We start from the raw sequence: 14,689 nt of genomic DNA, 5'->3' as shown, positions 1-14,689 counted from the left end.
TATAAGAAATCGGGTTAAGTTATGTTGAAATCCAATGGTGGCAGCAGGGAATAAGACTGTTCCTTTCCTTGAAACGGGCGTATAAGTGTCTGTAAACTCCGAATCTGAAAACTCTCGCTGTAAAGCTGTCTGCCGGTACTGTGACAACACAAAGAATGCACCTACGAAAAAATGGTTTCTTTTCTGTTTTCCCGAAATCGATGTGGGATAGAGTCTTGCCCCGGCTTTAAGAAAAGTCCCTGATGTTTGTCTCTGGCTAACCCCATCGTACACTTTATAATCTATCAACCCAATATGGCTAGTTTTGAAAGTACGGCCTAAATTCAGGTTCAATGAATATCCTGGATGATGTCTAAATTCCGAACTGATCTCGGCGGACTTGGCTATAATAGGTGGAATGTTAATGCCTACACTGGTTTTCCATTGAGCATGACATGTCGCGGATGTCAAAAAGAACACTGATAAGAATAGAAGCCTCATAGCGTAGAGTTGATTTTTTACAACTATGACACTAATAAGTTCAATTTCGTTGCTGTGCGCATAAAAAAGTCCCATCTCCTTGTACTATACCAAGAACTTCGTCAAAAGTCGAGAAGCCCTCTTGTTCTGTGTTCCGTCACTTAACATAAAAAGTGTTATACAAACACCAGGAGCCATTTCTGGGGTTAATGCTGTTTTTTCCCACTCCACAGTCAGTATAATAAGTTGCATTTTTCTCTGAAAATGTGCCTAATGGTCGTCAGTTTACAACATTTGGGAGCCCTTTCGTATCTAAAGGTTTCGACAGCTACTAAACCGATAAATAAATAGTCAAATATTTTAACAAATTATTTATATAAAATATTGACTGTTTGTAACCAATATTTTACATTTATATAATAATATTCCTACATAAACTATGGAAACCTCTCAACGTTATCTTAGTGGGTAATAGGGCCTCTTCAATCTTTGTTTGACTTAAGCTGAAATTCGCCTTCCTTCCATTAAGTGAGTTATGTCAGGTTCTAGTAAAATGAACATTGTCATTTATAATAATATGTTCAAAATCATTACGATCCTTGTATTACTTCTGTTTATGGATTCATTTGCAATAGCGCAGAATTTCCTTTTAGACAAAAATCAAAGCGGGTCTTTTTTAGCTGGACAAATAGCTAAAAGTGATAATAAATTTTCAAAAGCATTGTCTATTGGATACACTATTGACGGCAGAATCGATCTCTCATTGTCTGCGTCGCATGTGAATGGTCCCCACATTGGGACACATCTTATTGTCAATCCAATGGTTAGTTTTATAATTATTAAACAGAATCATATTCCACTCAGCCTGAGTGTTTATTCGGAATATCAAACGAAAAAATATACGCGTACAGACGCAATTAAAGACCAGACGTGGGCGGTTGGGAGTGGTTTATATCATAAGTGGCTTATCGGGAAGACCTTTTCTATCAATCCTGGTATCTATTTCCACCGAAGTTTTACAAATCGATCTCTTGATACATATAAAGAACATTTGAATTCAAATGGCTTTGGGTTACAAACTAGTTTTTTGATTAAGAATTTTCAAGTCACTCCTAAGGTTTCCCATTTTCGGGAGGAAACTGTCTTTTCGATTGAGATTGGTGTTATATTCTTTGGAGCTAAAAGTATTGAATCTCTTAACTAATATAAACTTAATATGTATGAAAAAAGCTCTTCTTTTTCTACTTGCACTTTCGTTTTCTGCTTCGATTCAAGCTGCCAGAGGTATTATTATTAATGGAGCAATCTATAACAGCGGAGAAACTGCCTACATTGGATGTGGTGAAAATCAAAATGTTCAAATTAATGCTTGGACATCCACAACAAATTCGCCTCTTACTATTCTTGCGGGTATTACATTACCATCGGGATGGACTTCAAGTTATTGCGGTAATAACTGCTCAAACCTGACAACTAATGCCTCATCAGGAGGTCTACTTAAATTTCAATACCTAAGCACATCAGGCGAACAGGAATGGGTTCAAGTGACGATCTCACGAACACCGTTGAATCATCTCATTAATGGCCCAGCTACTGTTTGCTCATCGACAGCAACCTATACCTTTTCCGGTTCTTTTTATACCGGTAGTCCTTCCTGGTCTAGCAGCAATACATCGGTTCTGACGATCAACTCATCTACTGGGGTAGCAACAGTCCATGGATCTGGTCCGGTCACAATTACAGCAACTGTTAATACAGCATGCGGCCCTTTTCCGACATCAAGAGCTGTACATGTTGGAAAGCCTACTATCACAGCACTGCAAGTGAGTACATTTATGTGTAACGGAGCTGCTCAAGAGCTTACTGCAACAATATCAGGTAGTCCGACTTTTCGACAATGGGCTGTGACTAGCGGAAATGCATCTAATGCATACCTTACCGACTACGGGAACGGAAGGTGTTATTTCAATTCTTATGTAAACGATTGTTATGGCTTACAGATACAAATGACAAATGCATGTGGCTCTTCACTTGATGGAGTAACAATTTGTGTCGATAACTGCGGTGCGCGGTACACCGTTTTTCCTAATCCAGCTAACGATTTTATTGATCTCAAGATCGAAAATTTTCGAAATTCCAAAGCTATGCCCAACCAAATTAATCTGTATAGCGAAGGATCGCAAGCTTCAATTAAAGCCCTCACCAACGAGCAAATAGCAAAAAATATTAATAATATAGGGGTGCTTCGTATTCCAGTCAATGGTGTACCGAAGGGAACCTATTACTTGCATATTCTATCAAGTGACCAGAACGGGAATAAAATTGAAAAAGTAAGGGTAGCAATTGACTAGTTATGGTAATTACTGTTAAACTAGATGCATTCTACTTGGCATCAATCGTACTTGAACTTTATCGAATATCTTTTATTTATAAATCGATTTGACTATGCGAACACGAAATGGGCCAAAAGATTCTGCTTAACTTTAAAAGTTCGACAACTTATCTAGTTCTAAAAATAATTTGTTGTCGGACATAGTTGTTGCAAAACCTGAATTAACTAAACATGACTTAGATATGAAACCAACATTTCGAACTCTGTCGAGCGTTTTGGCAATAATTAGTATGTCCACACTGTCTTGTGATGATCGCGTAAAGCACATAGATGTTTGGGGTACTATTATTATGCGAGATCAATGTGAAATTGATGGACGTCCATCTTGGATTGTAGATTTAGATATGGAGCTAACATTTGCACCCAAAGGTGTTGTTCTTCCTGTGGTCAGTGACACTGTTAACGGAAAACAGTACAACAATTTGGTCAGGATATTTGTGGTCATTAATGCAGATGACACGACCTACATTTCAAAAGGCGATAAATTTAACTTTAAGCTTGAACGCGAACCTAGACCCTGCAATTCGAATAGATCCACCTTATCAAGTTATTCACCTTTATCTAATGAGTACGTCCATATGCCTAAGTGAAATAATATTTAAAACTCAAACTTATTCTTTTATGCGAGAAAATAAATTTACTAAATTTCTACTTGCACTTCTTCTAGGAATTTCTTCAATCAATGTGCAAGCTCAGATCGATGTTGTGTGCAGGTTTGCTGAGTATATGATTCCAACGCTGTCTAACTCGATCTGCCTTATTACGGTCACAACTGCGGAAGGTAATCCAAAACAATGTACAGGTGTTCTCGTTAACAATGAGGCGCAGGATAGAAGGGCATTCATTCTGACGGCAAGGCATTGTATTACTAACAAAAGTCTTGATATCAATCTTACACCGTCTGAAATAGCTTCGGTTGAGAACTCAATGGAAGTTAGATTTCGGTGGCGCAGGTTAACCTGTAACGCTACCACTGGAGGTGCCAGCATGGCGATTTATAATCAAGCCACTTTTCGGGCCGCTGACTTCTACTCAGATATGGCCCTCTTCGAATTAAACGCTGCTGCACTTCCGTTACCTCCCGATCTCAATTTTGCAGGTTGGAGTCGTGGAACTGAGACGTCCGGCACCATGAAGTTTATAGGTCACCCAGGTGGCCAATCCCAAAGATATGCAAATGGGCACAAAGCAGTACCTCAATCAACTGATCCATATAAACTTACGGTGACCTTTGACGAAGGGGCGTCATCAGCAGCCGATGGTGCATCAGGAGGACCATTATTTAGTGAGTATGGCCGAGTAATTGGCTTGCTATCTGGCAGCAATCCGGGTCAGGGAGAATTTGGAGAGATTTCTGCTATGTGGAATTCAAATAAGCCATCCAATAAGTCATTAAAAGCGTGGCTTTCGCCGAACCAGAATTTAACGTCTATAGGAACGCTGGTTCCCATGCAAATTGGACCGATTTCAAACGTATGTACTAATTTAAATAAGACAGCCACATTGCCCAATTTGGCTCCGGGGCAGTCTGTTACATGGTCGGCTAGTCCATCACTTACAATTGTGAGTAGCACGGGCAATAGCGTTACAGTTAAAGCTTCGTCATCGGCTGGTGGAGGAGTTGGTCAAATTAGCGCTACCTCTGGGCCGGCTAACTCAACTTTTACGACGACCAGAGATGTTTGGTGGGGTACGCCCGATATGGGATCCATAAAATATAATGGATCGTCAGCAAGCAATTATACGTTCGTCCAGCCAAATACAAACTATACAGTTGAGTATGATCAAAGTAAGTTGGTCCTTACCAATATGACAGGGAACATGAATTGGAACCCAATGCCTGGTTATGGGGGATCATACGGGGTTAATTTCTCTCAATATGATTTTAATCTACCACCAGGTCAATCTGTTCAATTTAACCCAGTATCTGCAACAAACTCTTGTGGTACAGCTAACAGGTCAATGGGATTTGAGGCGTTTTCCGGGTTTGCATTATACCCAAACCCAACTGTCGAAACCCTTTACATGAAATTTGACAATTCGAAGCATCTGGAAGGGTTACCTGAGGATATTAGCATATACGAGGAAGCCACAGGCAAAATTGTTAAACAAGTCCCCATTAAGGACGCATTTAATAAAAAATTGATTAAGGAGAATGTATTGGCCATTGATGTAAAAGATTTTCCCAGAGGTACGTACTATCTTCATGTACGTCCAAACAAGAATAACAAAAAGGATATAGATAAAATTAGGGTTGTTTTTAACTAAGGGAACATTATAGATCATAGGCCTGACGCGTTGTCAGGCCTATTTTTATCCAACCCAATTTGAATCTGATCATAACCCCCTACTAATTCCATGCTTTTTCTGTTGTTCCTGCCCGGTTTCCTGCTGCTGCGCCAACTCTTTCTTCTCCCTTTTGCTCGGCTCCAAAGCCTGGCCCTGCTCTTTGGCTTGCCTGGCCTGGTAGCCCCGCTCGGCCACAATCATATCGGCCCGTTCCATCGCTGTCCCGTTCAGCATCACCTTCCGGTATTGGAACGTCTCCGTTAGATCACGTTTATAGCTAAACGTTCGGTCAAAAGCCTTCTCGCAGCGCTCGGTAAACCCCAACCGGTCAAACTGCCCGAATTTCTGGCTGTGGCCGGCGTTGCTCCCCCGGTGGTTGGTCATGGGGCTGATCAGCCGGCCGTTGTCTGCCGTCTTGCGGCTCACGATCAACTGCGCATGCATGTGGCTCCCTTCCTTTGCTTCGCCGCGTTGACGGAGGCCCTGCTTTACTTCCGGATCTTCATGGGTGTAATATCGGTTGTATTCGATTTTGCCGTAATACTTGATATCCTGCTCAGATAGCCCTTTATTGAAATTCTCTGCATACTCTTTCATCACTTCACGCGCAAATGCTTTCAGCTTTTGCGGATCATTGCCAATATGGTCGAGCTCCTTTCCGGAAGGGCTGATATTGATCAGGTAAAATTTGGCTTCCGTCTTTTTAAGCTTGGCCACGTTCTGATCTATTCCAGTTTTAACCTGGTCAGGCCCGATATCATCACGCCCCTGGTCAAACCATAACTCTTTTTTACCCAGCTTCTGGTTTTCCTTTTCCAGGTAATCGGTCAGCTGCCCGCAGCTGCCGGTATTGCCGCCCGTTTCACTGGCGGTAATATTGACATGCGCCATATCAGACAGATTTGAATTGGCTCCGGGTTTCATCCTGGAGATTTTTAACGGCTGCCGAACTTCCAAAGGAATTCAGTACCGAGTTCAGATGCTCACGCTCACGTATATAATTCTCAAAAAGAAGGACAAAATGATTCCGTATGCGGTCCTTTTCCTTTCGCAGATCTGAAATAGTACCCTGGAAATTATTTACTTCTGCCAGCAGTCTCTCTACCAGTCCACCAGTTTTTTCCTGTGCTGTCTGCGAAGCTTTTGAACCCTTGTGCAGCAGACGGACCATTTCTATAAAATGCCCTGCTGAATTTTGATCTTCATCTTCACCAAAATAAAACCGTAGCAGCCTTGCCTGCTTACGGAATTGCTCATGCTGAAGCTTTTGCTCAGCAAGCATAGGCGCCAGGATGTCCTTCTCCTGGACTTTTACAAAACTGATGATCCGGTTAATGCCTTGCCCCAGCTCCTTCTTTAAAAGCTCGTCGCTCAAATCTGACGGGTCTTTCTTGGATTTGTAAAAATAGTCGACCATTTCAGCAAGCAGGTCCTGCTTGCTGCGCCCCAGCTTCTCGGCGATTTTGCCGAATTTCTCATCGGTAGCCTCCGTAAAACGGACTGACTTATTATACTTCTTTTCCATAGCTTGATATATCATTTGATATACTCAAATATGCTATTTTAGGTCAAATAGTCAATATTAAATGTTAAAATATATTTATGTTATACTAAATGGAGTATGTATAAAAACATAATAAATTGAATATCAATATCTTAGCCTCGCAGAGCAAGAATGAATTATCGCGCAGCGTAATTCCTTCTTGCTTCTAAAAAGAACAACAGAATGGGAGATAAAAATCTTAAAAAAAATGTCGTTTTTAAGTTGTCGGTGGGATAAAAGGCTTATAAAGGAGACCTGAATGATTACAGGTAAATTAGAAAGGGATACGGAAGGTTTACAGCATCAGTTGCTGTGCATTCGTTGTATATCTGGCTTATTTTTGTTTTATAACTGCTTTAGAGCTGTTGTACGCTCAAAGATGCCTTTCTGCATCCATGCTGACGTGAAGGACCCGGATAATTTCAGCCACATTGTTGGATGAAAAACGGAAGAATATATAATGCTTCCCATATAAGGCCTTCTTGTAACCCTTTCGAACCTGATCAATAGATTTTCCCGTTGTCTTTCCCTGTCCTATTGCTTCAAAACTCGACAATAGGCCGTCGATGTACTTTTCTGCCTGGTTCAATGACCATTCATAAACGGTGTATTCCCAAATTTTTTCCAAGTCATGCTCCGTAAGCCTGGTAAGCCTGTAATTACTCATTGGCTAAAATATTCCTCTTTAATTTAGCCTTGAAATCTGTTGAATTGAAGTTTTCTACCCAGCCACTTTCTTCTCCTTCAATGAGTGCCTGTCTCAATAATTTTAGCTTTTGCTCTTCTTCCTCCAATAATCGCAATCCTGCACGGACTACTTCGCTGGTTGACGCATACCGGCCAGTATCAATCTGATTTTGGATAAATAAATCAAAATGCTGCCCTATTGATATGGATGTGTTTTTCCCCATTTTTAACGGATCTATTATTTAGATAAAGTTACCAAAAATTGGTAACACAACTAACGAAGGATGCGTTTCTCAAAATTTTTTACTTGTCTCTTCCTATCAATACATTCTATCGACAGTGCAGCAGGCCTCTCATTTGCGGTACTCATTCTTTGTGTCCGTATGCTTGGTAGCCTTTAATTTTTCAACCTTTAAAACCTCTAATAAACTCAAAAAAGGGCCCTTATGCTTAAAAAAGTCTTTTGAAGCTTCATCCATTTCTTTTTCTGAAAGAGACTTTTTAATGTACCCTCTAAATGTTTGTGATGATGTTTTCATAGGTGGGCAATAAACTCAGTTAATGAAATCGAAGTAAGCCGTAATTACATCCGTCCGACTTATTTTACTAAGTAGAAATGGCTTCATGGGACATTCGTACGAATGTTGGCTGCACTAGTCTATTAACATTTTTTGCATGGCTTGCTTTAATGCTGAAATCTCGCGGTCAGATAGCTTGCCGACCCTTGCTCCTAGCCTGGTTTTGTCAACTACACGGATCTGATCCGTGGCTATGGATCCTGACCTATTAGATACCGTACATTCTACCCGCCAAGGATATTTATTAACCGTTGACGTAATGGGGGTAATAATCACTGTCCTAAGAGACTTGTTCAGCTCATTTGGGCTGATAATCACACATGGCCGGGTCTTGGCGATTTCGCTGCCCTGGGTCGGATCTAGTGAAATCCAATACACGTCATACTGCTCCATCTTCCCAAGTCCATTCTTCTTTATCAAACTCGTTCATGCTGTCTTCGAGTAAAAGTTTGTCATCCCCGGCAGCGTGCATCCGCGCAGCTGCTTCAGCCCAACCTTGCCGTGGATCTGGTTTAATCATAAGGACCCCATCTGATACTTCAACTTGGACACTGGATTTAGATGATAATTTTAACTGCCGCAAGAATACAGAAGGAATGATAATCCCCTGGCTGTTCCCAATACTGATGATGTTTGCTTTCATAATGTTATAACTTATAAACCAAATTTATAGAAAAAAATGGCCATATTGTTATAACTACCTTAAAATATACCGGAATTTACCACTGCCACCATTTTCTTTTTTGCTCAACGCCTTCTTCTGAAAGCTCGTGGCTTTTTTGAGCAATCATTTTCCCAGCATTTAAATGTTGGTCTCTCTTAAATATCTCCTGTTCCTGGCTCCACCGTTCATGAAGGCGATCTAATTCTTTTTGCTTTTCATCCCTATATTCTTGGAATTGCTTTTCTAAAAGTGTGATATACTCCTGCTTGCTTTCCAGCAATGCAGCCTGGCCTTCTAGTTTCGCCTCTAAAACTACTATCTGATTACTTTTTGAATCTTCACTTTCAAACTGATGGGCATTTACAGATTTGTTAACATAATTAACATTTTTGTTATCAATGTTAACATGATTATCTAGGAGTGGATAGATGCCGTTTACAAACTCCGCTCTGATTAAAATTATACCATTTCTATGGCTTACGTGCCTTTTAGCGCTATCTTTTTTTGTAAGTCTCCGGATAGTCATCTCGGATTTACCTGTACGTGATGCCGCTTCTGCTAAGCTTATAAAATCATTCATGTTAACACATTTTAATTCTGATAACATATTTTGTTATCACTTGATAACATGTTAAAGGTACCAATTTGAACCATTACTGCATATAACTAAAAATTTAGTTGTCGCAGCCTTGCTTTAAAACCCTCCGGAAGGCGGTTGTTTTGTTTTTCTGATTCATTTTCCCCTTGAATTCGGACTCAGGACCTCTCAAAGATTTTTAGCGTGCGCGAAGCGACGCAAGCCGAAGGTGTGTGAGGATAACTAAGCTGATTACTTCAAAAAGCTTGGAATTTTGGCAACAAACTATATAGTAGTAAAACAGTATAGTATTATATAAGGTACTTCTCGAATAAAACGACTTTTGGTACGGAATAAAACGACTTTTGGTACGGATTCCCCTCGAATAAAACGACTTTTGGTACGGAATAAAACGACTAGTATTTTTATATATCGCCTTTTAATATAATTCATTTTCCTCCTAATAAAACGACTTTTAGTACGAAATAAACGCCAAGCGTTTTTATATGTTGTTTTTTATAAACACCTTTGAAAATCAGGTTAAGAGCTTAAAACAGTATGGCTAAGACAAAAAAGAAAGATAAGCGGGAAACAGCACAAATGACCCTGCCCTTAATTTTTAATGAAAAGGAGGCAAAAACATACGTAAAACAACACTGGAATGTAACTTTTGCTCGGCAGCGGAAAGTCTCAATATACGCTAAGCGTATCATGGCTAATGTATTAGCGATGATAAAAGAAGATGATTCTGATCTGCGCCCGTACTATCAAATGCATATTTCTGACGTTGTTCCCGAAACAGATTCGGACTTTCATGCGAAAGTGAAAAAGGCTTTTGACGAGTTGACTGATTTAAAGTGGTTAATAGAAGATATAGAGACTAAGTACTTTGCTTTCAGACACTTGTTAGATACAACAAAATCTATCAAAGTAGATGGGTTCGAATGCGCTTACAGGGATGGACAGATAACAATCGTGTTAAATCCTACATTAAAGCCGTACTTCATTGCACTAGCCCATTATAGTATCTACGAACTGAAACATTACATGCATTTCAGCAGCTGGTACAGCCTCCGGATGTTTGAACTCCTCTCTGCATTTATGGATACCGGGATATGGTGGGTGAACATTGATGAATTCCGGAAACTAATGGATTGCGAGCAAAAGTATCCTAATCAGCATGATATGCTAAAAAAAACCCTAACAGAGCCCTTAAATGAGCTTGAAAATACGGATCTGGCCTTTACTTACGAACCAATCCTTGACAAGTATTCACATGGCCGCGGCCGGAAGCCTATTATTGCGCTTGAATTTCGCCTTAAAAAGGTTAAGCCTAAGAATATACCCCAAGAATGGTTTGAGTTCTCTGACGAGCATAAAAACGCGCTTCTACGGCTACGCACATGGCAAGTGACGGACTCAAATATCATCAGATATGCAAAAGCAATCGGTATGGAGCGAGCAAATAAGCTACTTTACGAATGGCAACTAAAAGGGAAAGAAATTCAGGACAAAACTAAATATTGCAACGCCGTGTGGGTACGTATAGGCAAAGTAGCATCTGGCGAAAGTTAATCCATGAGGGCTAAATCAACTGTTTTACAAATTCAGCCATGTTCCCTGCTGTGATACATTGATTTGCGAGACGGCTATTTGATGCACTTTTAAGATGGATTTAGCGAGACTGGCTACCGCCAGCCGGAGTCGCAGGAAAGGGACATGGCTGTTGCACAACTGGGTTAAATTAAAAGTTAGAACCAAAAGTACCGCGAGTTTCGCGTAGCTAAATTGCCGGGCTTATATCAGCTATATTTAAATCTCAGCGCCATCTTTGAAGATGTTATCAAGATTCTGCCATTAAAGTGCAGTAGATAGGCTTACAAGATTTTTTGCCAAATGTTAATTTTTATAAAAAGTGCCATTCAAGCTTCCTAATAGGGGCGACGGTACTTAACACACAATCTTTTGATCTAACCCATCAGTGAAATTTTCGAGCGAAACCAAGCTACTGAAATCTATTCACAAGAACTTGACGAATTAAGGAATAGGCATTTATAATCTTTAAGTATTGATTACTGCTATGACACCGGCATGTTGGTTTTCCTACTGCTGCCACCACGTCACTTTGTAACGAAAACCTCATTTTTGACAGCCTTACAATGAAATACAGAGAAATAAAATCAGACGGATATTTAAGCAATTTCATAAAGTGTTTTTGGCAATACGAAAACAGCGAAAAGGTTGAACATTGTATATTGCCTGATGGCTATTTCGATCTTATTACAGAATACGAGGAAGGTTTTTTGACAACATTAAAACTGACTGGCGTTTGGACAAAACCCGTAAACGTTTCGCTTCCTCAATCCACCAGAATCTTTGCCATCCGTTTTAAGCTCATTGCTTCTGAGTATTTATTTCGACAGGAAATAAAGTCCATTTTAGATAAAGCACAGGTTTTGCCAACAAACTTCTGGGGTATTGATACTTTGAATAGCAACAGTTTAGAGCAATTTGCTTCGACACTATCCAATCAGATGAGCCTTTCCTTAAAACACTTAAAAAAAATTGACGAGCGGAAGATCAAGCTCTTTCGGCATATTTATGATGACAAGATATTTAGCGTCAATCAACTGTCTGCTATGACTTTTTGGAATAGCAGACAGTTGAATCGTTACTTTGACAAGCAGTTTGGATTTCCGCTAAAGACATTTCTCAACATAGTACGTTGCAACGAAACCTATACAGACATTGCAAATGGGGTTTTATATGCAACGACAGAATACACCGATCAGTCGCACTATATCAAAGAGATAAGAAGATATACGGGGGCAACGCCAACCGAATTAGCAGAGAACAAAAAGGACCGATTTTTACAATTAGCTGCTGTAAGCAACAAGTAGATTTGCACTTCAAATTTAAACGAATAGTAAAAGATGAAAGCAAATAAGCTAACGCCAAATTTTGAAGTAACAGACATTATACAGACCGTAAAATTCTATCAAGAGACTTTGGGTTTCAATTTAATAATGGCAGTTCCTGAAACGCAAGACGGAATAGACCAGGCTTTTTCCGAAGAAAAGGAATATGTGTATGCTTTGGTATCGAAAGACAATGTGGAATTAATGTTTCAGCGAACAGACACTTTTAAAGCGGACGTTGTTTTCTCAAAAGGGTTCCCCATTGGTGCAAGTGTTTCCTTTTATCTTGAAGTAGATGGAGTAGGAAATCTCTATCAGGAAATTAAGGACAAAGGAATTATGGCGACCGAACTTAAAACCGCGTGGTATGGGATGAAGGAGTTTTATATGCAAGACAACAACGGTTATATTTTAGGAATAGCCGAAAAAGCCTGACAATGATGACTCTTGAAAAATTGCGAGACTATTGCTTGTCGCTGAAAGGAGCAGAAGAAAAACTGCCTTTTGACAACAAGACAATCGTTTTTTCCGTAAAGGGGAAAATGTTTTGTGCTACCGACCTTGAAACATATGAACTGATAAACGTAAAATGTAATCCAGAAAGAGCAATTTTGCTGCGAGAGCAGTATGACGAAGTAATTCCTGGTTACTATATGAATAAAACGCATTGGAATAGCATAAAAACAAATGATAAGATTGCTGACGGACTAATCAAAGAATGGATCAAAGAATCTCATGAATTGGTAGTGGCGGGACTTTCAAAGAAAATACAGAGAGAGTTGTACGAAGAATAAAAAACGAGCCCCTCATAACCATTGCTGAGCAGAGCCGAAAGGACAACAAAATGGGAAAAGTGAGCTCTCCTTGTACTATTCGAAGAATTTATCAAAAACACAGAACGGGCTCTTGTTCTGTGTTTTGTTGTTTAACATAAAATTGGTTATGAAAACAACCAGGACAAATTCTGGGTTTTGTGCAGAAATTTGCTTCTATAAGAACATGATGTAATTTGTATTTTTCAATTAGAGGTTTTTCTTACAAATGGGCGAAAATATACGCCAATAAACTATGTTTTTAGTTTACCAACATAATTATACATAGTTCCGTAAGCAATTCCGAGCCGTTTAGAAATCTTGTTCATCGAAAACCCTTGTTTTTGTAGTTCAAAAATTTCCTGTTGCTGCTGGATAGGCAATGGAGCCGGGAAATACGTTTCCCTTGTTCTCTTGCCCTGGCCATGCCGACTTTGACCCTTTGGCTGATCAGCGAGCTTTCAAATTGTGCCAGAGAAGCCGTCACATGAAATATCAGCTCGCTGGTCGGCCGGCATGAGTATAAATCGATACCCTATTTCTTGTGTTGACACAAGCGTGTGCTGTATTACGGCAATCGAATGCAAGAACATATCAATGCACCCGTTTGGATGTCGAGTTGATCGGTAGGATCGACAAAATATGTCAATGTTCCGGCTATCAAGGTTTATAGAGGGCCAAATCGACAAAGTTCAGTTCGCTCAGATTTTCGATAGTTTTTTGTTTCCTTTTTAACCATTACCTACCTAAATTATGCTCAAATACGGCAATTTTATTCAGGTGCTAATTCAGTTTTTGATCATTGCCTGGGTGATATTTATGATTGTCAAGGCTGCAAACCGGCTAAAACTTTCGTCAAAAAAGGATTAGGTAGTTCTGTTCTGATGAAATATATCTCTCAAAATAAACTATGATTTACCCCAATTTTCTATGAGCAAATTTGTTATCATTCTCCGAAAGAACGGCGAGTTTCAATTTGATTTGAAGGCAAATAACGGTCAAACCATTTTAACCAGTGAGGGTTACAAAGCAAAGACGGCTTGCTTGAATGGCATAGAGTCAGTGAAGACAAACTCATCGCAGGACAATCGTTACGACAAGAAGACCTCTTCGAATGGTAAATATTATTTCAATCTCAAAGCTGCAAACGGCCAAGTAATTGGAAGCAGCGAAATGTATGAAAGCCTTTCGGGAATGAGCAATGGGATTGACTCTGTAAAGAAAAATGCACCAACAGCGACTATAGAGGATAGTAGCGAATTATAACATCTTATTTCACTTTGCTGTTAGTGCTAATAAAAATAGAGCGTCGGAAATCATCAGACTATACACTTAGGCAATGACAGTTAGAGGGGACTTCATTTACTGGAGTTCCCTCGGCTACCAGATTGACGAAAATGACTTGGAGTTTATTCTCCTGCCCATTTTGCACATATCAACCGGCTGGGGAAATACTCCTTTAATGCTGACCCGGATCTTGGAGGCAAGGGTTTGCGGCCATTGAGAAAGCCAAAACTAAACAGTTAGTTGCTTAACGTGTATTTCAGCCCATTTGTAAGAAAAACCTCATATAGAGTTAGCACCAATCATTTCTGGTTCGCCAATCGTTAGAGGGAGTTGGGGGATACGCTACAGGTTCAAGGAGAAAGGAGATTAGGTAGTTCAAGTCACCTTAAATATTCAAAAACCACGCTTTTTCTGCTGCTCCTGCCGGGGCTTGATTTCAGGCTGCTGCGCCAGCTCTTTCTTTTCCCTTTTGTTCTGCTCGAC

General features: G+C 39.9%; 18 protein-coding genes and 1 pseudogene. 9 read left to right on the top strand and 10 right to left on the bottom strand.

Going from position 1 to position 14,689, the window contains the following annotated elements; all coding sequences use genetic code 11:
• A partial coding sequence (locus ACTIE6_RS02480; RefSeq protein ID WP_439555123.1) for a hypothetical protein occupies positions 1–288 on the bottom strand: 288 nt, incomplete at its 3' end.
• A 724-nt stretch (positions 289–1,012) separates the two neighbouring features.
• Here ACTIE6_RS02480 and ACTIE6_RS02475 point away from each other — a divergent pair.
• The 3 genes from ACTIE6_RS02475 to ACTIE6_RS02465 all read left to right on the top strand — a co-directional run bounded on the left by ACTIE6_RS02475 (position 1,013) and on the right by ACTIE6_RS02465 (position 5,119).
• A complete protein-coding gene (locus tag ACTIE6_RS02475; protein WP_439555122.1) occupies positions 1,013–1,663 on the top strand; it encodes a hypothetical protein in 651 nt (216 codons plus the stop codon).
• A 16-nt stretch (positions 1,664–1,679) separates the two neighbouring features.
• Entirely contained in the window at positions 1,680–2,810 is a 1,131-nt protein-coding gene (locus ACTIE6_RS02470; protein ID WP_138368431.1) for a hypothetical protein, read from the top strand.
• A gap of 605 nt (positions 2,811–3,415) precedes the next feature.
• Positions 3,416–5,119, top strand: a complete 1,704-nt coding sequence (locus ACTIE6_RS02465) for a trypsin-like peptidase domain-containing protein (RefSeq protein ID WP_439555121.1) — start codon at positions 3,416–3,418, stop codon at positions 5,117–5,119.
• Positions 5,120–5,188: 69 nt separating this feature from the next.
• Here the strand turns inward: ACTIE6_RS02465 and ACTIE6_RS02460 are convergent, their stop codons facing one another.
• The 8 genes from ACTIE6_RS02460 to ACTIE6_RS02425 form a co-directional block, all read right to left on the bottom strand.
• On the bottom strand, positions 5,189–6,064 hold the full coding sequence (locus ACTIE6_RS02460) for a DUF5712 family protein (RefSeq protein ID WP_439555120.1): 876 nt from the start codon (positions 6,062–6,064) through the stop codon (positions 5,189–5,191).
• On the bottom strand, positions 6,033–6,665 hold the full coding sequence (locus ACTIE6_RS02455) for a BfmA/BtgA family mobilization protein (RefSeq protein ID WP_439555119.1): 633 nt from the start codon (positions 6,663–6,665) through the stop codon (positions 6,033–6,035). Before ACTIE6_RS02455 ends, ACTIE6_RS02460 begins: the two co-directional genes overlap by 32 nt.
• A gap of 391 nt (positions 6,666–7,056) precedes the next feature.
• Entirely contained in the window at positions 7,057–7,350 is a 294-nt protein-coding gene (locus ACTIE6_RS02450; RefSeq protein WP_439555118.1) for a type II toxin-antitoxin system RelE/ParE family toxin, read from the bottom strand.
• Entirely contained in the window at positions 7,343–7,594 is a 252-nt protein-coding gene (locus ACTIE6_RS02445) for a type II toxin-antitoxin system ParD family antitoxin (RefSeq protein ID WP_439555117.1), read from the bottom strand. Before ACTIE6_RS02445 ends, ACTIE6_RS02450 begins: the two co-directional genes overlap by 8 nt.
• Before the next feature lie 129 nt (positions 7,595–7,723).
• Positions 7,724–7,909, bottom strand: coding sequence for a hypothetical protein (locus ACTIE6_RS02440; protein ID WP_439555116.1), 186 nt, complete (start codon positions 7,907–7,909; stop codon positions 7,724–7,726).
• Between the two features lie 114 nt (positions 7,910–8,023).
• On the bottom strand, positions 8,024–8,341 hold the full coding sequence (locus ACTIE6_RS02435; protein WP_439555115.1) for a type II toxin-antitoxin system PemK/MazF family toxin: 318 nt from the start codon (positions 8,339–8,341) through the stop codon (positions 8,024–8,026).
• Positions 8,328–8,591, bottom strand: coding sequence for an AbrB/MazE/SpoVT family DNA-binding domain-containing protein (locus tag ACTIE6_RS02430; RefSeq protein ID WP_439555114.1), 264 nt, complete (start codon positions 8,589–8,591; stop codon positions 8,328–8,330). The genes ACTIE6_RS02435 and ACTIE6_RS02430 overlap by 14 nt, the downstream gene beginning before the upstream one ends.
• A gap of 76 nt (positions 8,592–8,667) precedes the next feature.
• Positions 8,668–9,192 carry a hypothetical protein gene (locus ACTIE6_RS02425; RefSeq protein ID WP_439555113.1) on the bottom strand — a complete coding sequence of 175 codons (525 nt, stop codon included), beginning with the start codon at positions 9,190–9,192 and terminating at the stop codon, positions 8,668–8,670.
• 555 nt (positions 9,193–9,747) lie between these two features.
• Here ACTIE6_RS02425 and ACTIE6_RS02420 point away from each other — a divergent pair.
• The 4 genes from ACTIE6_RS02420 to ACTIE6_RS02405 all read left to right on the top strand — a co-directional run bounded on the left by ACTIE6_RS02420 (position 9,748) and on the right by ACTIE6_RS02405 (position 12,901).
• Entirely contained in the window at positions 9,748–10,764 is a 1,017-nt protein-coding gene (locus tag ACTIE6_RS02420) for a replication initiation protein (RefSeq protein ID WP_439555112.1), read from the top strand.
• 584 nt (positions 10,765–11,348) lie between these two features.
• The gene (locus ACTIE6_RS02415) at positions 11,349–12,089 is read left to right on the top strand and encodes a DUF6597 domain-containing transcriptional factor (protein ID WP_439555111.1); all 741 of its coding nucleotides are present in this window, start codon (positions 11,349–11,351) and stop codon (positions 12,087–12,089) included.
• A gap of 33 nt (positions 12,090–12,122) precedes the next feature.
• On the top strand, positions 12,123–12,542 hold the full coding sequence (locus ACTIE6_RS02410) for a VOC family protein (protein ID WP_439555110.1): 420 nt from the start codon (positions 12,123–12,125) through the stop codon (positions 12,540–12,542).
• A gap of 2 nt (positions 12,543–12,544) precedes the next feature.
• On the top strand, positions 12,545–12,901 hold the full coding sequence (locus ACTIE6_RS02405) for an MmcQ/YjbR family DNA-binding protein (protein WP_439555109.1): 357 nt from the start codon (positions 12,545–12,547) through the stop codon (positions 12,899–12,901).
• A gap of 343 nt (positions 12,902–13,244) precedes the next feature.
• Here ACTIE6_RS02405 and ACTIE6_RS02400 read toward each other — a convergent pair whose 3' ends face one another.
• On the bottom strand, positions 13,245–13,406 hold the full coding sequence (locus ACTIE6_RS02400; protein WP_229208605.1) for a recombinase family protein: 162 nt from the start codon (positions 13,404–13,406) through the stop codon (positions 13,245–13,247).
• A gap of 263 nt (positions 13,407–13,669) precedes the next feature.
• Here ACTIE6_RS02400 and ACTIE6_RS02395 point away from each other — a divergent pair.
• A pseudogene (locus ACTIE6_RS02395) lies at positions 13,670–13,789 on the top strand (MscL family protein); the annotation flags it as partial.
• Between the two features lie 60 nt (positions 13,790–13,849).
• Positions 13,850–14,185 carry a YegP family protein gene (locus tag ACTIE6_RS02390; RefSeq protein ID WP_082218149.1) on the top strand — a complete coding sequence of 112 codons (336 nt, stop codon included), beginning with the start codon at positions 13,850–13,852 and terminating at the stop codon, positions 14,183–14,185.
• Positions 14,186–14,689: the final 504 nt, after the last annotated feature.

This window comes from Dyadobacter sp., assembly GCF_051859145.1.
Taxonomy (GTDB): domain Bacteria; phylum Bacteroidota; class Bacteroidia; order Cytophagales; family Spirosomataceae; genus Dyadobacter.
Note: the sequence above shows the minus strand (reverse complement) of the source record. Positions and strands in the feature narration are given on the sequence as shown.